Genomic DNA, 18,860 nt, shown 5'->3' with positions numbered 1-18,860 from the left:
CGGGAGCGGGCCGGCCGGCGGGAGCGGGCCGCCATCCGGCGGGCCCGGCCCGGCTGCACGGGCGGGCACGGCCCGGCGGCGCCGGTGGGGTCAGTGCTTGCTGGCGACCGCCTCGCGCCACATCATCGACGCGAGGCTCGGGGTGCCCTCGGTGGTCAGTACGGCGACCGCCTGCCGGTGGTGGCCGCCCTCGCCGAGCTCGCGCAGCAGGCAGTCGGCCAGGTCGACGCGGGCGGTGAACCGGCCGATGCCGTGCCCGGGCGCCACCGTGTACCGGCTGACCGCCGGCGCGGTGAACAGGCCGGACGGCCGGACGACCGTCCAGTCCAGGCCGCTGTTCCGGATGATCGCCTCGCACCGGCGCATGTCGTCGTAGAGCGTGCGGCCGAGCTTGTTCACCACGTACGGCTGGAGTACCCGTTCGAACAGGAAGCCGCCGACCCGGTTCGGGTTCGGCTCCACCACGCTGGAGGTGACGGCCACCAGCCGGTCCACCCCGGTACGGTGCATCGCCGCGGTGACGTGCTCCGCCCCGACCGAGTACACGGTGATCGGGTCCTTGCTGTACGGCACCCCCAGTACCGACAGGACCGCGTCCTGGCCGTCGACCGCGTCGGTGACCGCGTCCGGGTCGGCCACGTCGCCGCCGGCGACCCGTAGCCGCGGGTGCTCCAGCGGGAAGTCCGCCGGGTGCCGGGTGAACGCGGTGACCCGGTGCCCCTCGTCGAGCGCCTGACCGGTGACCAGCCGGCCGGTCGGTCCGTTGGCGCCGAACACGCAGAGCCGCATGGTGACCATCCCCTTCGTCTGCCGGGCCGCCGTCGCGGACCGCGGTGCGCCGGGGCCGCTGCCGGCCGCCGGATCGACGTCTCGCGTCGACACCAGGCACCGACGAACGGCCGGTGCGGGATGTGACATCGGGTGGTGTGGGCCACCTCGACCGGCCGAACGGACGACCCGCGAGCCGCGGCGATGGGTTACGGTGAGCATCTGCATCGATCCGGTGAGCAATCATGCGGCGCGGGTGGTGACGACGCGCCGTCGCCGCGGACGGATGCGACAGCGCCGGCCGGCGGTCCACCCGCGGCCGGCGGCCACTCCGGTGCCCGGCACCGGCGGTACGAGGTGGCGCCTGGAGCCTCGCGGCTGACGCGCAGCGGCGCGGGCGGCGCGAGGCAGGCGGACGGCCCCGGCGTTGCGCCGGGGCCGTTTCCACGTCCGGCGGCACCCGGATCGCCGGTGCCACACCGCCGCCGCATCTCCCGTGCCCCGGCGGACGCCGCATCTTCCGTGCCGCCCCGGCGGAGGCTGCTCGGTGCGGAACCGCCGCCCGGCGGTGCGGCCCCGCCGGGGACGAGACGCGGCCGGAGCGGTCAGTCGTCGGTGGTGGGGCTGCCGGCGTGGCCGGTGCGCGCATCGACGGTGACCTCCTGCTCGTCGTCGTGCGCCCCGAACGAGACCTCCCAGACCAGCCGGCTGCCGTCGAAGTCGGCGTCCGCCTCGGTGGCCGCGCCGGCGTCGGGCGCCGCGCGCTGCGCCGTGCGTACCGCGGTGAGCAGGTCGACGTGCGCCGCGGCCGCGGCCCGGTCGTCCCGGTCCAGGGTGTCCCGACCGGTCCGCCGGACCTTGCCGTCGTCGGCGCCGACGTACACGGTGCGTGCCGTGTCGCCGGTGACCAGGTCGATCTCCCAGTGCGCGGCGCCGTTGTCGTCGTCCAGGTCGGCCTCCACCGCGACGCCGTGCGGCACCTCGCCCTGCGCGGTGCGTACCGCCTCGGCGAGCGACACGGTGGCGCCCGAGCCGCCGCCGGTGCCGGTGACCTCGGTGGTCCGGCTGTCGGCGGTACGGGTCGGCCCGCCGTCCTGCTGCGCCGCCAGCACCGTCGCGGTACCGCCGCCGACCACCAGGACGCCGGCCCCGACGGCGATCGCGAGCTTGGTGAACGTCCGCATGGTTCCTCCCGGGTTCGGTTCGTCGATGACCCGACCACGGTCGCCCGGTCGCGGCTAGTGCCGCGCTGTCGTCCCGCTAAGCCGCGGCTAAGAACCGCGCCCGCCGGGCCCGGCGGGGCGGCAGCGGTGCGGTGCGGGAGTGCCGGCCCCGGCGCACCGGGGAGATGCGGATCTCGGTGGCGGGTGGCCGGGACGCTGTTACAGTTGACCGCTGTGTGCCGCGGGCGATCGGAGCCCGGGCCCGACGAGGAGCGCAGACATGGCGGGTGACGACGACATCTCCGGGTGAGCCCCGGGCGTGATCGACCGACGGCAGGCGTGCGCCGCCGCGGTGATCGCGAGTCGTCCACCTTCCCGCCGCATCCGGCACCGCGGTGACCGGATGCCTTGCACCCCAAGGATCTGCGCATGTCCGACGCTTCCATCGTCTGCACTCGGCTGCACTTCTCCTGGCCGGACGGCACCGTCGTGTTCGACGAGCTGTCCGCCTCGCTCGGCGCCGGCCGTACCGGACTGGTCGCGCCGAACGGCGCCGGCAAGAGCACCCTGCTGCGGCTCATCGCCGGCGAGCTCACCCCGTCCGCGGGGGCCGTGACCGTCTCCGGCGTACTCGGCTACCTGCCGCAGAACCTGCCGTTCCTGGCCGATGCGACGGTCGCGGAGGTACTGGGCGTCGCGCCGGTGCTCGCCGCGCTGGCCGCGGTGGAGTCCGGCGACGCCAGCGAGGCGCACTTCACCACGATCGGCAACGACTGGGACGTCGAGGAACGTACCGCCGTGGAGCTGAACCGGCTGGGGCTCGGCGACGTGACGCTGGACCGGCCGCTGGCCAGCCTGTCCGGCGGCCAGGTGGTGTCGCTCGGGCTGGTCGCGCAGCTGCTGAAGCGGCCCGACGTGCTGCTGCTCGACGAGCCGACCAACAACCTGGACGCCGACGCGCGGCACCGGCTGCACGACGTACTGGCGGGGTGGAAGGGCTGCCTGCTCGTCGTCAGCCACGATCGCGCGCTGCTGGACCGGATGGACCGGATCGCGGAGCTGTCCGCGACCGAGCTTCGTTCGTACGGCGGGAACTTCACCGACTACGAGCAGGCGGTCGAGGCCGAGCAGGAGGCCGCGCAGCGGGCCGTGCGCAGCGCCGCGCAGGAGGTCAAGCGGGAGAAGCGGGAGCTGCAGCAGGCCCGGGAACGGGCCGCCCGGCGGGCCGGGAACGCCAGCCGGCACCGCAAGGACGCCGGGCTGGCCCGGATCGTCGCCGGCGGTCTGCAACGGCACGCGCAGGAGTCGGCCGGCAAGGCGAACGAGACGCACGCGGCCCGGCTGGGCGAGGCGAAGGCGAAGCTGGACGAGGCGGGCCGCGCGGTGCGCGACGACACCCGGATCGCGCTGGAACTGCCGGACACCACGGTACCGGCGGGCCGCACCGTGTTCGCCGGCGAGCGGCTGCAGGTGCGCCGCGGCGACCGGGACCTGTTCGCCCCGCCCGGCCTGGACCTGACCGTACGGGGCCCCGAACGGATCGCGCTGACCGGCGCCAACGGTACCGGCAAGACCACGCTGCTGCGGCTGATCGGTGGCGACCTGGCACCGTCGTACGCCGGCGCGAGCCCGGATCCGTCGGACGCCGGCGCGAGCGGGGAGCTGGGCGGCGAACCCTGCGCACCGCCGGTGGTGCGGCGGGCGGACGGGCGGGTGGCGTACCTGTCGCAGCGGCTCGACCTGCTCGACGAGGACGCGACGGTACTGGACAACCTGGCCCGGTTCGCGCCCGAGCTGGCGCCGGCGAAGCGGATGAACCTGTTGGCGCGCTTCCTGTTCCGGGGCGCTCGGGCACAGCTGCCGGTCGGGGCGCTGTCCGGCGGTGAACGGCTGCGCGCGACGCTGGCCTGCGTGCTGTACGCGGAGCCGGCGCCGCACCTGCTGCTGCTCGACGAGCCGACCAACAACCTGGACCTGGTCAGCGTGGCCCAGCTGGTCGGCGCGTTGAACGCCTACCGGGGTGCGTTCGTCGTGGTCAGCCACGACGAGCGGTTCCTGGCCGAGATCGGCGTGACCCGCCACCTGCACCTCGCCGCCGGCCGCCTCACCGAGTCCGACCGGACCTGACGGGCGGATCGCGCCGGTCGAGGGCCCGGGCCGAGCCGGGGTCACGGGGTCGGCCCGGGCCGGGCCAGGGTCACGGGGTCGCGAGGTCGAGGGTGACGCGGGCGCCGCCGCCGGGGGCGGTGTCGAGGGTGAGGCGTCCGCCGGCGCGGTGCGCGGCGCGACGGGCGATGTCGAGGCCGAGCCCGGAGGAGTCGGCGGTGCTGGCGCCGCGTTCCAGCACGTGCCGGGCCGATGCCGCCGGGTCCGGGAAACCGGGCCCGGCGTCGGCGACGACCAGCCGGGCGCCGGTACCGGTCGCGGTGACCGTGACGGTGAACCCGACCCCGCCCGGGGTGTGCGCGAACACGTTGCCCAGCAGGGCATCCAGCGCGGCGGCGAGGTCGGCGGCGGGCAGCGCCACCGGTACCGGGGAGTCGGGTGCGGACAGTTCGCTGGGCCGGCCGGTCTCCTCGGCGAGCACGGTCCAGAACGCGACCCGCTCGCGGACCACCGCGGCGGCGTCGCAGTGCCCCTCGGCGGGGCTGCGGGCGTCGGCGATCGAGGCGGTGACGGCGCGTTCCAGCGCGTCCACGTGGGCGGTCAGCCGGGCCGCCTCGGCCGGGTCGGACAGCGCCTCGGCGTCCAGCCGCAACGCGGTCAGCGGGGTACGCAGCCGGTGCGACAGGTCGGCCGCGGATTCGCGCTCGGCCTGCAGCAGTACCCGGATCCGGCCGGCCAGGTGGTTGAGCGCGCCGGCCACCTCGCGCACCTCCGGCGGGCCGGTCGGCCGGGCCCGGGCCGACAGCTCACCGGCGGCGAGCCGGTGCGAGACGGTGGACAGCGCGCCGATCGGGGCGACCAGCCGGCGGGCCAGCAGATCGGCGGTGAGCACCCCGATGCCGACCAGCGCGATGCCCAGCGCGAGCAGGATCAGCCAGGCGCGGGTGACGCCGCGGTGCATCTCGTCGGCCGGTACCAGCGTGACGACGGCGACCGGTCCGCCCGCCAGGCCCTGCACCGACACCAGGATCTGCCGCCCGGCGCCGGTGTCGACGGACAGGCTGCGACCGCGCAACGCCAGCCGTACCGCGGGGGTGCGGTCGGCGGCGGCGCCGAGCACGGTGCCTTCCGGCAGGAACACGGTGACCGGGTGCCGGCGGTCGGCGTTGGCCTGCGCGACGGTGGCCCGGACCGCGTCCAGGTCGCCGCTCGCGACCACGGCGCCGATCGACTGGGCCCGCACCGTACCGGCGTTGACCGCGCGGTCGGCCGCGACGGTGCGCACCAGCAGCGCGAGCGGCGCGAGGAACGCCACCAGTACCAGCGAGGTGGTCGCGGCCACCAGCAGCGCGAGCCGCCGCCGCACCGCTCAGCCCTCCGGCGCGGCGAGGCGCACCCCGACGCCGCGCACCGTGTACAGGTAGCGGGGTGCCGCGGCGGTCTCGCCGAGCTTGCGGCGCAGCCAAGCCAGGTGCACGTCGACCGTCTTGTCGGCCCCGCCGTACGGGACGTGCCACACCTCGGTGAGCAGTTCCCGCTTGCTGACCACCGCGCCGGCGCGCTCGGCGAGGTAGTGCAGCAGGTCGAACTCGCGGGGCGCGAGCTCGAGCGGGGCGCCGTCCAGGCTGGCCCGCCGGGCCCGCGGGTCGGCGGTCAGCCCGCCGACGGTCACGGTGGCATCCGCGGGGCCGGTACCGGTGCGGCGCAGCACCGCGTCGATCCGGGCGTCGAGCTGGGCGGTACCGAACGGCTTGACCACGTAGTCGTCGGCGCCCTGGCGCAGCGCGGCCACCACGTCGGCCTCGTCGTCCCGGGCGGTGGCCACGATCACCGGTACCCGGCTGACCGCGCGCAGCATCCGCAGCAGTTCGGCGCCGTCCAGGTCGGGCAGGCCGAGGTCGAGCACCACCAGGTCGGGCCGGTCGGCGACGGCCTGGCGCAGCCCGGCCATCGCGGTCGACGCGGACGCGACCGCGTGCCCGCGCTCGCCGAGCCCGCGCATCAACGCGGACCGGATCGTCGCGTCGTCCTCGATCAGCAGTATCTGCGCCACACCGGCCAAGCTAACCGACCGACGAGCCGCGGCCGGGCCGCGCCGGGAAGGTTATCGGCGCCTTAGCGGCGTCTTAGGGTGCCGGCCGGCACACTGGGTGGCATGTCGTCGGGACTGCGTTCGGTGCCAGGGCGGGTCTGGCGGATCTTCCGGCCGGCTGCGGCTCGACCAGGGCCGGCCGGCTACGTCCTGGGGGTGGCGGGGTGGCTGGTCGCCGCCGCGGTGGCGATCGCGGTCGGCGTCGTCGCGGTACGGGCGATCGGCTCGGGCATCGCCGGCGACACCACCCGGCCGCTGAGTGACCAGCAGGTGCGGCGGGCGCTGGCGACCGCGACGCCGGCGCCGACCTCGTCCGCGGCCGGTACCGGCGGGGGCCCGGTGACGGCGCTGTCCACCGCCGGCGGCGACCTGACCGTACGGTGCACCGGCGACCAGGCCACGCTGCTGTCCTGGACCCCGGCGCAGGGGTACCGGGCGGACGACGTGGAGCGGGGCCCCAGCGACGACGACGCCGGGCTGAAGTTCGAGTCCGATCGGCGCGAGATCAGGGTGAAGCTGACCTGCACCCGCGGCGTCGCCACCGCGCACACCACCACCTCGACCGACGACTGAGCGGTTCGGCCCCGGGTCGCGATCTCTTTCGCGCAATCCGGCAAGCCACGCTTTTCCGACTCCTAGACTGGCCGGCGGGTTCCCGTACCGACGGCGACGCACGCCTGCCCGGTCGTGGTCGAGGAGGGCGAGGGCGTGGCGCTGCTGATCGTGGTCGGCCTCGCGGTGCTGGTGCTGTGGGCGCTGTCCGAGCGCGGCGTGGAGCGCGCCCGGCTCACCGGCCCGATCGTGATGGTGGCGTCCGGTGTCGTGGTCGGGCTGTTCGTCGCGAAGGACTTCAACGACCACCTGAACACCGCGCAGGCGGAGAAGCTGGTCGAGCTGATCCTGGCGCTGCTGCTGTTCGTGGACGCCACCGAGGTGCGCGGCGGGCCGTTCGGCGGTGAGGGCCGGATCGTCTCCCGGCTGCTGTTCCTGGCGATGCCGCTGTCGTTGCTGGCCGCGGTGGTGACCGGTGCGCTGCTGCTGCCGTCCGTCTCCGGTCCGGTGCTGGTCGTCCTGGCCTGCATCGTGATCCCGACCGACTTCGCGCCGGCGTCGCCGATCCTGCGCAACACCGGGATTCCGGCCCGGATCCGGCACATCGTCAACGTGGAGAGCGGGTACAACGACGGGATCGTGTCGCCGATCTTCGTGTTCGCGCTGTCGCTGGCCGGGAAGCGGGCGGACATGGACGCGTTCGAGGCGCTGCTGGACGGGCTGTGGGCGTTCCTGTTCGCCGCCGCGTCCGGGCTGGTCGTCGGCGGCGCCGCCGGGATCGTGCTGCGCGGCACCCGGCGCATCGGGTTCACCTCGGCGCGCTCCGGCCGGTTCGTGCTGGTGCTGATCCCGATCCTGACCTACGTCGTCGCCAACGGCCTGCAGGCGAACGGGTTCGTCGCGGCGTTCGTTGCCGGCATCGTCTACCGGGTGGTCCGGGGCGGTTCCCGGCACGCCGATCTGGACCCGGCCGAGACCGCGTTCGCCGACGACGTGGGGCAGCTGGTGTCGATGGCGATGTGGTTCGGGTTCGGCGCGGTCGCGGTCCTGGTGTTCAGCAACGGGTTCGAACCCGAACTCGTCCTGTACGGGGCGATCGCGGTCGTCGTGCTACGCCTGGCGCCGGTGCTGCTGTGCCTGTCGCGCAGCTCGCTGGGCTGGCGCGAGCGGTGCGCGGTGGGGCTGCTCGGCCCGCGCGGTACCGCGTCGATCGTGTTCGGTTTCCTCGCGTTCAACGAGCTGCCGGCGGGCCCGGACCTGCCCCCGCTGTACGCGATGACCGTGGTGGTGATGCTGAGCATCGTGCTGTACGGGGTGGCCGCGCCGCCGCTCGCGGTGCGGTTGCTGCGCGGCCGCGGCTGACCGGACGGCGGGACCGCCGGCGGCCGGTCAGGCCGGGAGGATCTCGTCCTCGCGCGGGCGGCGGGTGCGGGACCGCTTCAGCTCGAAGAACCCGTCGGTACCGGCGCACAGCAGCACGCCGTCCCACAGCCGGCCGGCGGCCTCGCCCCGCGGTACCGGCGTGACGACCGGGCCGAAGAACGCGACGAGCCCGTCCGGCCCCGGTACGTGGATGGCGGGGGTGCCGAGGTCCTCACCGACCGGGCCCAGCCCGGCGCGGTTCGCCTCGACCAGGCCGGCGTCCAGACCGGGGTCGTCGGCGGCGTCGGCCAGCTCGACCGGCAGCCCGGCCTCGGCCAGCGCGGCGACGTACAGCTCGCGGCCGAGCGGTTCGCGCTTGCGGTGCAGGTGCGTACCGAGCGCGGTGTAGAGCTCGCGCAGCGACTCGGCGCCGTGCGCGCGCTCGGCGGCGAGGCAGATCCGGGCCGGGCCCCAGCCGGCGTCCAGCCACTCCCGGTACCACGGCTCGACCTCGCGGTCGGCGTTGAGCGCGGACAGGCTGAGGGTGTGGAACAGCACCCGGATGTCCCGGACCTGCTCGACCTCCAGCAGCCAGCGCGAGCCGTTCCATGCCCATGGACATTTCGGGTCGAACCACATCTCGACGGTGGTACTCATGGCCTGATCTCCTTGCCTGCCAACGGTCGTCGCCCTCGACGGTACGACCGCTGATTGGTTCGGTGACAGGGCCGATCGGCGCCTTGTCGAGCAGACCAATCCGGCGTGGCGGGTCGGTGCGCAGTGCCGCCGCCGGTCGGTCCGCGGCCGGCTCCCGGCCGGGTCGGCCGGTGCTCAGCGGCGGAGCAGTGGCAGGACCCGGTCGACCGGCAGCGCCTCGATCACGTGGCCGTGCGCGCCGGCGGTACGCGCCCCGGCGAACAGCGAGTCGACCACCGCCTCGGCGGTGGCCTCGGCGACCGCGGTGAACAGCGCGTCGAACACCGGCCCGTCCTCGGCCAGTACCGTCGTCGCGCGGGTCGGCCCGGCCGGCGCGTGCGGCACCCGGTTCGCGGTACCGAACGCCACCGCGTACTCGCCGCTGCCGTGCTGCATCACGCTGCCGCCGCGGGCCAGCCCGACCGCGGCGCGGCGGGCCAGCCGGCCCAGCTGCCGGGCGTCGGCCGGCGCGTCGGTGGCCAACACCACCACGCAGGAGCCGGCGCCACGGGTCCACTCCGGCGCCTGCCGGGCGGGCTCCGGCCGCACCGTGTCCCCGACCGGTACCCCGGCGATGGTCAGCTCCGCCGGCCGGCCGTGGTTGGTCAGCACCAGCGCGCCGACGGTGTACCCGGCGGCCTGCCGCGACGCCGTGCCGATGCCGCCCTTCCAACCGAAACAGACCATCCCGGTACCGGCGCCGACCGGCCCCGCGGTGACCGGGCCGGGCGCCGCCGCGGCGAGCGCGCGGGCCACGTGCTCCGGCCGTACCGGCAGGGCGCGGATGTCGTTGAGCCAGCCGTCGTTGCACTCCAGTACCAGCGGGTTGACCGTGCCGGTGGACACCCCGATCTCGGCGTCGCCGGCCAGCGCGTGCCGGACCAGCCCCTCGTGCGCGGCGCCGACCGCGAGCGTGTTGGTCAGCACGATCGGCGTCTCCAGCACGCCCAGCTCGGCGATCTGGCTCAGCCCGGCCGCCTTGCCGAACCCGTTGAACACCGCGACCGCGGCCGGGAACTTGTCCCGGAACGCCGAACCGGGTCCCGGCACCACCGCGGTCACGCCGGTGCGTACCGCGTCGCCGGCGTGCAGCGTCTCGTGGCCCACCAGTACCCCGGGCACGTCGGTGATCGCGTTGTGGGTGCCGGTCGGCAGCCCGCCCAGCGCCACCCCGGCCTCCCGCGCCCGCCCCATGCCGTACCCCCGCTCGATCGCGACCGCCGCGGCTCGGCGCCGCGACCGAGCGGAAGTGTAGAGCCACGCCGCCGGCGCGCCGGTCGAGGCTTCCGGCGTCGATCAACGGATTCGCGGCAGGCGGCCCAGGTGCCGCGATCCCCTGATCGACGCGCCGGTGCCCCGATCGACGGCGGTGGTCAGCGGTGGAAGACGATCTCCGGGTCGGCCGGGCTCGGCCGGTCCAGCATCGGTTCGTCGTGGCCACGCAGGTGGCGGTCGGCGAACGCGGTGACGTACCGGCGGGTCAGCTGCACCGAGCGGGCCCCGGTGACCGCACCGAGCGGCGGCTCGCCGAGCTGGTCGTTGAGCAGCGCCAGGTCGGTGAACGTGAAGTGCTCCGAGCCGCTGATCGTCAGCCACCGGTGCCAGCCGGTCAGCTTGCCGGCCAGCGCGTCCCACTTCGCGTCGTCGCCGGGCAGGTGGTGCGCCGACGACCCGAACAGCAGGAACGGCCGGTCCAGGCCGCCCTCGGGCGCCGGTACGTGCGGGGTGCCGTCCAGGTTGATCCCGGCGTCGATGCGGCGGTCGGCGGCCATCGCGGCCGACGCGGTCGCGCCGCCGACCGAGTGCCCGACCATCGCGATCCGGGACGGGTCGATCCGCTGCGACCAGCGCCACGCCGGGTGCCGACCGGTCAGCTCGTCCAGGACGAACCGCACGTCGGCGACCCGGCTCGCGACCACGTCGGCGCCGGGGGCGCCGCAGGAGCGGCAGGTGTCCAGCTCACCGCCCGGGTAGGTGGTGGCGACCGACTCGTACCGGTGGTCGACGGCGGCCACCACGTAGCCGTGGCTGGCGAGGTCCTCGGCCACCGCGGTCAGCGTCGCCACCGGCTGGGTGTACCCGGGGGACAGCACGACGAGCGGCCGCCGGCCGGGCAGCGGCGGGGCGTCCACGATCGAGTGCGTGCGTACCGTCCTCAGCGCATCCGGTGCCACATCGTCGAGGTGGTCCTCGGTGAGCAGCGCCGCCGACTCCGCCGGCGACAGGTAGCGCGCCGCGCTGCCGTGCCGGTGCGCGGTCGGGTACCGCATCGTCACGACCAGCCGCCGCGGCCCGGCCGACGGTACCCATGGGTCGGTGCGGTCGGGGTCCGTCAGGTCGAGCCGGTCGACCCCGACCGGGTACCGGCCGCTCGGTGCCGGCAGCGCGAGCTGGCTGCCGCCGGTGTCCCGGTGCGCCGGTGCCGCCGCGCTGGCGGTCGGTGCCAGCGCCGCGGCCGGCGCGGCGAGCAGCGCGGCGACCGCCAGCGCGCCGATCGTCCGCCGGGCGCCGCGGGCCCGCCCGGCACCGCAGGGTCGGTCGGCCCGGGGGTGTCCGGTCTCGGCGGAGCCGGCGGGCATGGGGTGTCCGGCTTCCGATGGCCTCGCGGCGCCGGGCGTGCGGGCGGGCCGGGGGTCGTCCGCCGGCCTCGGGGCGGCGGGCTCGGGGTCGAGCGGTCGGGTGGTCGTGGCGCGGCGGAACGGGCCGGGCCGGTCGGGTCGCGGTCGATGCCGTGGTGTGTTCATGCCGGGATCGTCGATCGGCGGGCCGCCCGGTGTCGTCGGCCGGAAGCCGGCGGCGGTGCCACTTTCGTCGTAGCCGCCGGTTGCCGATCGGCCTACGCCGAGCCGCGTTCTCGTCCGTACGCTGGGGCGATGCAGTACGTGGCGGGGCGGGCGACGGGCGGGGCGATCTTCGAGGCGGTGACCCGGGCGCTGGTCCGGTGGTCGCCGGTACTGGTCGGGCTCGGCGTGTTCGCGTTCTCCACCGCGGGCCTCGACCTCGGGCCGATCCCGGCGGACGTCAAGCACGGTTGGCTGCTGGCCGGTTGCGCGGTGTGCGGTGCGGTGGCCGGCCTGGCCCGGTGGCGGCTGTGGCCGCTGTTCGTGCTGGCGCCGATCGCGCTGGTCGGCGCGCTGCTGTGGCCGCCGGCGGTGATCGCCGCCTTCTACGCCGGGTACCGGCTGCGGGGCCGGCGGCTGGTCGCGTTCGGTGCCGCTGCGGTGGCGGTCGAGGCGGTGTCGGCGCTGGTCAACCAGCTGGTCGGCGGCTACCGGGCGGTGTGGGGGAGCGTCTCGAACACGCTGCTGGAGGTGATCGTGTTCGTGGCGCTGCCGATGGTGCTCGGGTTGTGGCTGGCGGCCCGCCGTGGCCTGCTCGACGAGCTGCGCGACCGCGCCGACCGGGCCGAACGCGAGCAGGCGGCGCGCGAGCAGGCGGCCCGGTCCACCGAGCGGGCCCGGATCGCCCGGGAGATGCACGACGTGGTGGCGCACCGGGTGTCGCTGATGGTGCTGCACGCCGGCGCGATCGAGGTGACCGCCGCCGACGGCGCGGTGGCGGCCGAGGCGGCACTGATCCGTACCACCGGGCGGGCGGCGCTGACCGACCTGCGCGCGGTGCTCGGCGTGCTGCGCACCCGCACGGGGGAGTCCGGTACCGCGCCGCAGCCCGGGCTGGCCGAGCTGCCGGCACTGGTCGAGCAGTCCCGCTCCGCCGGGGTGCCGGTGACGCTGCGGGTCGACGCGGCCTCGACCGGGGCGGCGGACACCGTGCAGCGCGCCGCGTACCGGGTGGTGCAGGAGGCGCTGACCAACGTGCACAAGCACGCCGGCCGGGTCGCGACCGCGGTACGGGTCGGCTGCGAGGCCGGCGCGCTGACCGTCGAGGTCCGCAACGAGCCGCCGGTCGAGCCGGTGGAACCGGCGGTGTCCGGCCGGCTCGGCCTGGCCGGGCTGCGCGAGCGGGTGGCGCTGCTGGGCGGCGAGTGTCACGCCGGCGTCGACCCGGACGGCGGGTTCACCGTCCGCGCGGTCCTGCCGGTACCGGCCGGGACGGCGGCGGCATGATCCGGGTGCTGATCGTCGACGACGAGGCGCTGGTGCGGTCCGGGCTGCGACTGATCCTGTCCGCGGCCGAGGACCTGCTGGTGGTGGCGGAGGCGGCGGACGGCGCGGCGGCGGTGGCGGCGGTGCGCCGGCACCGGCCGGACGTGGTGCTGATGGACGTCCGGATGCCCGGCACCGACGGGCTCGCCGCGGCCGAGCAGCTGCGTGCGCTGCCGCAGCCGCCGTACGTGATCATGCTGACCACCTTCGACGAGGACGAGTACGTGCACCGGGCGCTGCGCGCCGGCGCGGTCGGCTTCCTGCTCAAGGACACCCCGCCGACCGAGCTGGCCGGCGCGGTCCGCACCGTCGCGGCGGGCAACGCGATGCTCGCGCCGACGGTCACCCGGCGGCTGCTGGACGCCTTCGACGACCGGTACGCGGGGCAGGCCGCGGCGGCGAGCGCCCGCCTCGACGTGCTCACCGACCGGGAACGCGAGGTGGCCGACGAGGTGGCGGAGGGCCGCTCGAACGCCGAGATCGCGCGCCGTCTCGGTACCACCGAGGCGACGGTGAAGACGCACGTCAGCCGGATCCTGGCCAAGCTGGGCCTGGACAACCGGGTGCAGGCCGCGATCCTGGTCCGCGACGCCACCCATCGCTGACCCCGCCGCCGGATGGGGCGGGGATAGGTTGGGGCGGTGCGGGAGGCGGCGATGGTGGCGGCGGAGCTGGTGCCGGACCGGCCGGTGACCGCGTGGCCGGTGCGCAAGCTGTGGGTGCGCGGCCGGGCGACCCGGATGCGGGTGATCGGCGAGCCCGGCGACACCCCGATCGCGTACGTGCACGGGCTCGGCGGCTCGGCGCTCGACTGGACCATGCTGGGCGGCCTGCTCGCCCCGCGCCGGGGGTACGCGCTGGACCTGCCCGGGTTCGGCGGCAGCGCGCCGCTGCGCCGGTGCACGCTGCCGGCGCTGGCCGAGCACGTGGCGGGCTGGCTGGCCGGGCTCGACGGCCCGGTGCACCTGGTCGGCAACTCGCTCGGCGGCGCGGTCACGGTGCGGGTGGCCGCGGCCCACCCGGAGCTGGTCCGCAGCCTGACCCTGATCTCGCCGGCGATGCCGTTCCACCGGCCGTGGCAGTCGCAGCTCGGCCCGCTCGTGCCCGCGGCGTGGCTGCCCGGCGCGGCGCAGGCGCTGTCGGCGTCGATGCGCCGGCTCGGTCCGGTCGGCCTGACCCGGCAGTCGCTGGACAACTGCATGGCCCAGCCCGGTACGGTCACCGCCGACCTGCTGGACGCGTTCGTCGCCGAGGCCGGCGAGTGGCTGACGACGCCGTGGCACGCCGACGCGTACCTGCGGACGTTCCGGGCGTTGCTCACCGAGTTCCTGCGCGGCGGTACGGACACGCTCTGGTCGGCGGCCGCCCGCATCACCGCGCCGACGCTGGTGGTGTGGGGCCGCGACGACCGGTTGGTGCCGGTACGGCTGGCCGAGCGGCTGGTCGCCACCATCCCCGGCGCCCGCCTGCTCGCCCTCGACGGGGTCGGTCACGTCGCGCAGCTGGAGAACCCGCGGACGGTGGCCCGTGCCCTGCTCGCCCTCGTCTCGACCCCGCTGGGCTGATCGAGCCGCCCAATCCCGTCGATTCGGTGAGAAACGTCGCTGCTTCGTGTCACGGCGCGTTGACGCAGGTCGTTCGTGGCACTCTGAGCTGCAATGTCAGCACCGACGCGTCCACGCCCACGCAGCGGGACGGCAGCCCGGGTCGACGCCCGGCTGCTCGCCCGGCAGCGGATGCTGCGCCGGCGTCGCCGGACGTTCCTGCTGGTGGTGCTGCTGGTCGCGGTGGTCCTGGTGGCCGTCGACCTGGTGCAGGGCGGGACGAAGGATCCGCAGCACAGCGCCGCCGCGGTGGCGAAGTCGCCGAGTACGGTGCCGAGCGAGGCGCCGGTGAGCCGGCACAGCGCGGCACCGACGCCGAGCGCGTCGGCGGGCACCGAGACGGTGCGGTACCCGAAGGACGGGTCGGGGAAGTTCGTCACCGCCCCCGGCAGCAGCAAGGTGTACGGGCACGCCGGCACGTTGCTGCGCTTCCAGGTCCAGGTGGAGACCGACATCAAGGGCATCGACGTGTCGGCGTTCGCCGACCGGGTGGTGTCGATCCTCGGCGCGAAGCAGGGCTGGACGGCCGGCGGCGACTGGCGGTTCCAGCGGGTCGGGCCGGGCACCTCGACCGACTTCGTGTTGCACCTGGTCACGCCCGGTACCCGGGACTCGATGTGCCACGACGACCCGGACGGCTACACGTCCTGCCGGTACCAGGACGACGTGATGATCAACGTGTCCCGCTGGGTGCACGGGGTGCCCTACTACGCCAACCTGAACGACTACCGGGACTACGCGATCAGCCACGAGGTCGGGCACCGGCTCGGCCACGGCCACCAGCTGTGCCCGGGCAAGGGCAAGAAGGCGCCGACGATGCAGCAGCAGACGCTGGGCCTGCACGGCTGCGTGCCGAACCCCTGGCCGTACCCGGACGGCAAGCTCTACCAGGGGCCCGACGGTGACTACTCGCAGGCGGACATCCCGAAGGACCCGGCCAGCTACTACACCGACTGATCCGCACCGACCGGTCCGGCTCGACCGGCCACTGGGACGGGTGGCGGAGGTCATGGGCGACCACCGTGCCGGCGAGCAACAATGTTCGATGAACGTCAACCCGTACCCGAGCCACGGAGGAGACCCGTGTCGCTCCCACCGCTCGTCGAGCCCGCCGCGGAGTTGTCCGTGGACGAGGTCCGGCGCTACTCCCGGCATCTGATCATTCCGGACGTCGCCATGGACGGCCAGAAGCGGCTGAAGAACGCGAAGGTGCTGTGTGTCGGCGCGGGCGGGCTCGGCTCTCCGGCGCTGCTCTACCTGGCCGCGGCCGGCGTCGGCACCCTCGGCGTGATCGACTTCGACACCGTCGACGAGTCGAACCTGCAGCGGCAGATCATCCACGGCGTGTCCGACATCGGCAAGTCGAAGGCGCAGTCGGCGAAGGAGTCGATCGCCGAGATCAACCCGCTGGTCGAGGTCGTGCTGCACGACGAGCAGCTGACCATCGACAACGTCATGGACATCTTCGCCGGTTACGACCTGATCGTGGACGGCACCGACAACTTCGCCACCCGGTACATGGTGAACGACGCGGCGGTGCTGCTCGGCAAGCCGTACGTGTGGGGCTCGATCTACCGGTTCGACGGGCAGGCCAGCGTGTTCTGGGCCGAGCACGGCCCCTGCTACCGCTGCCTCTACCCGGTGCCGCCGCCGCCCGGGATGGTGCCGTCCTGCGCCGAGGGCGGCGTGCTGGGCGTGCTGTGCGCCTCGATCGGTTCGGTCCAGGTCAACGAGGCGATCAAGCTGATCACCGGCATCGGTGACCCGCTGGTCGGCCGGCTGATGGTGTATGACGCGCTGGAGATGAGCTACCGCGACATCAAGGTGCGCAAGGACCCGAACTGCCCGCTGTGCGGCGAGCACCCGACCCAGACGGCGCTGCTGGAGGACTACGAGGACTTCTGCGGCGCGGTGTCGGACGAGGCGTCCGAGGCGGTGCAGGGTTCGACGATCACCGCCACCGAGCTGAAGGAGTGGCAGGACGCCGGCAAGGACTTCCTGCTGGTCGACGTGCGGGAGCCGGCCGAGTTCGAGATCATCCGGATCCCGGGTTCGGTGCTGATCCCGAAGGGCGACATCCTGTCCGGCGAGGCGCTCGCGACCCTGCCGCAGGACAGGCAGATCGTGCTGCACTGCAAGTCGGGGGCGCGTTCGGCCGAGGCGCTCGCGGCGCTGAAGGCGGCCGGCTTCCGGGATGCGGTCCACGTGCAGGGCGGGGTGCTGGCCTGGCAGGCGCAGGTCGACCCGAGCCTGCCGACGTACTGACCTGGCGGAGCATCGCGCGGGGCCCGGATCCGATCGGATCCGGGCCCCGCGCCGTTTCGGCCCCATCATCCGCAGTGGGCCACGCTGCGTGGTGTGACCGTGCGTTAAGCCCTGTTCGTCTGCTCTGTGCTCGCTGTATGTCCGGTTGATGCTGGGTGAGGCGCAGTTAAAACTCCGACCAACTGGCGATTAACACTGATCCCCGGACCCTGGCGTCGCCCGCGCCGCACACTAGTTTTCGAAAGATGGCGTCGTCCGGCGCCGGGAACCGCTAGGGAGCGTTGCGTTGCACGCGTCGCAGTACAACCACATGGCCGAATCGATGGCGAAGTACCTGCCGAAAGGGCGGCACCTGGACGTCGTCGAGCTCGGTTCGGCCACGTCTCCGAACCAGGTGATCACCCATCGCACCCTGTTCGAGGGCGTCGACCACTCGTACTTCGGGGTCGATGTGCGGGACGGCAACAACGTCGACGCGGTGATGCCCAAGCCGTACACGATTCCGGTCAAGAGCGGCAGCGCCGACGTCGTCGTGTCCGGCTCGGTGTTCGAGCACATCCCGATGCCGTGGGCGTCGATGCTGGAGGTCGCCCGGATCCTCCGGCCCGGCGGGCTGTTCTTCTTCACCGCACCGTCGCGCGGGCACAAGCACACCGGCGTGGACTGCTGGCGGTACTACCCGGACGCGGTTCGGGCCCTGGCGGCGGCGGCCCGGCTGACGCTGCGGCACGTGCACACGCACTATCCGCCGAAGAGCGAGGGCCGGCTCGACTACGCGCGGATCGACGCCGCCGAGGACTACTGGGGCGACACCGTCGCGGTCCTGCAGAAGCCGGTCAGGTACGCCCCGACCATGCGTTTCATTCGTCCGGTGGTGCGCTGGTGGGCAAACCGCGCGTCGCGGCAGGGGCCGCTGGGTGACACGCCCGATCCGGCGACGCGCTGTTCGGTGGTCCGGGACCGTGCGGCCGGGCCCTGGGACGAGGTGTTGAAGCAGGCCCGGGCGCGGAAGGAGAAGGACCAGTCCACGGACGAGGCCGCGACCGCCGGCCGATCCTGACCGTACGGGCGCGCCGGCCACGGTGCTCGGCGCACCGGCACCCCGGTCGCCTGTCCGTACCGCGTCGTAGGTTCTCGACGGCCGAACTCACACCCGCTTGACACCCGCCGGCATGATCATGTCGTGCCGCCGAACCTGCCGACCGCCTGCCGGGCGTTGACCGCCGCCGACCAGCCCGGATTCGCCGCCGCACTGTCCACTGTGTACGGACAGGTCGCCGTCGCCACGCCCGCCGACCGGGAGGCCGCGATGGCCCACCTCGGCGGCCGGCTGGAGCTGCTCGACCCCGCCCCGGCGAGCTGGGCGGCCACCGTCGTCGCCCTGCTCACCGAGTACGGTGCCGACCCCGCGCCCGCGGTGCCGCCGGTGCTGGGCTGCCTGAAGACGGTCGCCGAGGGTGCCGGCTACTTCGCCGACGCCTGGTACGAGGTGACCGACGAGCCGCTGCCCGATCCGGCCGGCGTGCCCGACCGGCGCGTGCGGCGGCTGCTGGAGCGCGGCCTCGGCGACGCGACGGAGGTGGTGCTGGAGGCCTGGGCGAGCCTGCCCCGCTGGGCCGCCGCCGCGCTCGCGGTGCTGCGCGTGGTGGTACCGCCGGACGGCCCGGACACCGCGCAGCTGGTGCGCGCGGTGACCGGCGCCGAGCCGTACTGTGCGGATCTGGCCCGGGTCCGTCGGCTGCTTACCGAGCCCGCCACCATCCCCATCTGACCGCCTGGCGCGGCGCGGGCAGTACCTTCTGGGTATGGAGCTGCCGGACCACGCGGACGCGGTGTTGAGCGTCGTCGAGGCGATCCCGCCCGGCCGGGTCATGTCGTACGGGGCGATCGCCGACGTGGTGCGCGCGCACGGCGGCGTGGCGTCGGCGCGCTCGGTCGGTACGGTGATGGCCCGCTACGGCGGCATGGTGTGCTGGTACCGGGTGGTCAACTCGGTGGGGCGCACCCCGCCGGGGCACGAGCTGCGGGCGCGGGCGCTGCTGGTCGCCGAGGGGGTGCCGTTTCGCGGCGACCGGGTCGACATGCGCGCCGCCGCCTGGTACCCGGAGGACTGACCGTCCACTATGGACAGCGGTACTCGCCGCGG

The 18,860-nt window shown here is 74.7% G+C and carries 18 protein-coding genes; 11 read left to right on the top strand and 7 right to left on the bottom strand.

What is annotated here, in order from left to right:
• Positions 1-90: 90 nt before the first annotated feature.
• Together NUM_RS01440 and NUM_RS01435 are read right to left on the bottom strand one after the other, a co-directional pair.
• Positions 91-882: an NAD(P)-dependent oxidoreductase gene (locus NUM_RS01440; RefSeq protein WP_225918253.1), complete on the bottom strand. Its 792-nt coding sequence runs from the start codon at positions 880-882 to the stop codon at positions 91-93.
• Positions 883-1,373: 491 nt separating this feature from the next.
• The gene (locus NUM_RS01435; RefSeq protein WP_207122630.1) at positions 1,374-1,952 is read right to left on the bottom strand and encodes a PepSY domain-containing protein; all 579 of its coding nucleotides are present in this window, start codon (positions 1,950-1,952) and stop codon (positions 1,374-1,376) included.
• A 408-nt stretch (positions 1,953-2,360) separates the two neighbouring features.
• Between NUM_RS01435 and NUM_RS01430 the strand changes: the two genes are divergently transcribed.
• Entirely contained in the window at positions 2,361-4,058 is a 1,698-nt protein-coding gene (locus tag NUM_RS01430; protein WP_207122629.1) for an ABC-F family ATP-binding cassette domain-containing protein, read from the top strand.
• A 70-nt stretch (positions 4,059-4,128) separates the two neighbouring features.
• On the opposite strand, the gene NUM_RS01425 is transcribed toward NUM_RS01430, so the two are convergent.
• A complete protein-coding gene (locus NUM_RS01425; protein ID WP_207122628.1) occupies positions 4,129-5,403 on the bottom strand; it encodes a sensor histidine kinase in 1,275 nt (424 codons plus the stop codon).
• 3 nt (positions 5,404-5,406) lie between these two features.
• Entirely contained in the window at positions 5,407-6,090 is a 684-nt protein-coding gene (locus NUM_RS01420) for a response regulator transcription factor (protein ID WP_207122627.1), read from the bottom strand.
• A gap of 102 nt (positions 6,091-6,192) precedes the next feature.
• Between NUM_RS01420 and NUM_RS01415 the strand changes: the two genes are divergently transcribed.
• Both NUM_RS01415 and NUM_RS01410 read left to right on the top strand, forming a co-directional pair.
• Positions 6,193-6,702 (top strand): hypothetical protein, encoded by a 510-nt coding sequence (locus NUM_RS01415; RefSeq protein ID WP_207122626.1) that lies wholly within the window; start codon positions 6,193-6,195, stop codon positions 6,700-6,702.
• A gap of 135 nt (positions 6,703-6,837) precedes the next feature.
• A complete protein-coding gene (locus NUM_RS01410) occupies positions 6,838-8,043 on the top strand; it encodes a cation:proton antiporter (protein WP_207122625.1) in 1,206 nt (401 codons plus the stop codon).
• Positions 8,044-8,070: 27 nt separating this feature from the next.
• Here NUM_RS01410 and NUM_RS01405 read toward each other — a convergent pair whose 3' ends face one another.
• The 3 genes from NUM_RS01405 to NUM_RS01395 all read right to left on the bottom strand — a co-directional run bounded on the left by NUM_RS01405 (position 8,071) and on the right by NUM_RS01395 (position 11,318).
• Positions 8,071-8,700 carry a mycothiol-dependent nitroreductase Rv2466c family protein gene (locus tag NUM_RS01405; protein ID WP_207122624.1) on the bottom strand — a complete coding sequence of 210 codons (630 nt, stop codon included), beginning with the start codon at positions 8,698-8,700 and terminating at the stop codon, positions 8,071-8,073.
• 174 nt (positions 8,701-8,874) lie between these two features.
• Positions 8,875-9,933 carry a P1 family peptidase gene (locus NUM_RS01400; protein WP_207122623.1) on the bottom strand — a complete coding sequence of 353 codons (1,059 nt, stop codon included), beginning with the start codon at positions 9,931-9,933 and terminating at the stop codon, positions 8,875-8,877.
• A gap of 179 nt (positions 9,934-10,112) precedes the next feature.
• A complete protein-coding gene (locus tag NUM_RS01395; RefSeq protein WP_207122622.1) occupies positions 10,113-11,318 on the bottom strand; it encodes an alpha/beta hydrolase family protein in 1,206 nt (401 codons plus the stop codon).
• A 294-nt stretch (positions 11,319-11,612) separates the two neighbouring features.
• Between NUM_RS01395 and NUM_RS01390 the strand changes: the two genes are divergently transcribed.
• From NUM_RS01390 to NUM_RS01355, 8 genes are all read left to right on the top strand, one after another.
• Positions 11,613-12,806, top strand: coding sequence for a sensor histidine kinase (locus NUM_RS01390; RefSeq protein ID WP_207122621.1), 1,194 nt, complete (start codon positions 11,613-11,615; stop codon positions 12,804-12,806).
• Complete coding sequence (locus NUM_RS01385) at positions 12,803-13,450, top strand: response regulator (protein WP_207122620.1); 648 nt, start codon at positions 12,803-12,805, stop codon at positions 13,448-13,450. The genes NUM_RS01390 and NUM_RS01385 overlap by 4 nt, the downstream gene beginning before the upstream one ends.
• Before the next feature lie 36 nt (positions 13,451-13,486).
• Positions 13,487-14,410, top strand: coding sequence for an alpha/beta fold hydrolase (locus NUM_RS01380; RefSeq protein ID WP_207122619.1), 924 nt, complete (start codon positions 13,487-13,489; stop codon positions 14,408-14,410).
• A 93-nt stretch (positions 14,411-14,503) separates the two neighbouring features.
• Entirely contained in the window at positions 14,504-15,406 is a 903-nt protein-coding gene (locus NUM_RS01375; RefSeq protein WP_225918252.1) for a DUF3152 domain-containing protein, read from the top strand.
• Positions 15,407-15,487: 81 nt separating this feature from the next.
• Complete coding sequence (gene moeZ / locus NUM_RS01370; protein WP_207122618.1) at positions 15,488-16,714, top strand: adenylyltransferase/sulfurtransferase MoeZ; 1,227 nt, start codon at positions 15,488-15,490, stop codon at positions 16,712-16,714.
• 286 nt (positions 16,715-17,000) lie between these two features.
• The gene (locus NUM_RS01365; protein WP_207122617.1) at positions 17,001-17,774 is read left to right on the top strand and encodes a methyltransferase domain-containing protein; all 774 of its coding nucleotides are present in this window, start codon (positions 17,001-17,003) and stop codon (positions 17,772-17,774) included.
• A gap of 123 nt (positions 17,775-17,897) precedes the next feature.
• Positions 17,898-18,485, top strand: coding sequence for a hypothetical protein (locus NUM_RS01360; RefSeq protein ID WP_207122616.1), 588 nt, complete (start codon positions 17,898-17,900; stop codon positions 18,483-18,485).
• 34 nt (positions 18,486-18,519) lie between these two features.
• Entirely contained in the window at positions 18,520-18,828 is a 309-nt protein-coding gene (locus NUM_RS01355; protein ID WP_207122615.1) for an MGMT family protein, read from the top strand.
• Positions 18,829-18,860 lie beyond the last annotated feature (32 nt).

The organism is Actinocatenispora comari (assembly GCF_017312725.1).
GTDB classification, from domain to species: Bacteria; Actinomycetota; Actinomycetes; order Mycobacteriales; family Micromonosporaceae; genus Actinocatenispora; species Actinocatenispora comari.
Note: the sequence above shows the minus strand (reverse complement) of the source record. Positions and strands in the feature narration are given on the sequence as shown.

Coding starts and splice junctions, on each gene's coding strand:
- moeZ (WP_207122618.1), top strand. CDS start 15,488: ATGTTCGATGAACGTCAACCCGTACCCGAGCCACGGAGGAGACCCGTG.
- NUM_RS01430 (WP_207122629.1), top strand. CDS start 2,361: ATGTCCGACGCTTCCATCGTCTGCACTCGGCTGCACTTCTCCTGGCCG.
- NUM_RS01395 (WP_207122622.1), bottom strand. CDS start 11,318: ATGCCCGCCGGCTCCGCCGAGACCGGACACCCCCGGGCCGACCGACCC.
- NUM_RS01355 (WP_207122615.1), top strand. CDS start 18,520: ATGGAGCTGCCGGACCACGCGGACGCGGTGTTGAGCGTCGTCGAGGCG.
- NUM_RS01400 (WP_207122623.1), bottom strand. CDS start 9,933: ATGGGGCGGGCGCGGGAGGCCGGGGTGGCGCTGGGCGGGCTGCCGACC.
- NUM_RS01375 (WP_225918252.1), top strand. CDS start 14,504: ATGTCAGCACCGACGCGTCCACGCCCACGCAGCGGGACGGCAGCCCGG.
- NUM_RS01415 (WP_207122626.1), top strand. CDS start 6,193: ATGTCGTCGGGACTGCGTTCGGTGCCAGGGCGGGTCTGGCGGATCTTC.
- NUM_RS01385 (WP_207122620.1), top strand. CDS start 12,803: ATGATCCGGGTGCTGATCGTCGACGACGAGGCGCTGGTGCGGTCCGGG.
- NUM_RS01390 (WP_207122621.1), top strand. CDS start 11,613: ATGCAGTACGTGGCGGGGCGGGCGACGGGCGGGGCGATCTTCGAGGCG.
- NUM_RS01405 (WP_207122624.1), bottom strand. CDS start 8,700: ATGAGTACCACCGTCGAGATGTGGTTCGACCCGAAATGTCCATGGGCA.
- NUM_RS01435 (WP_207122630.1), bottom strand. CDS start 1,952: ATGCGGACGTTCACCAAGCTCGCGATCGCCGTCGGGGCCGGCGTCCTG.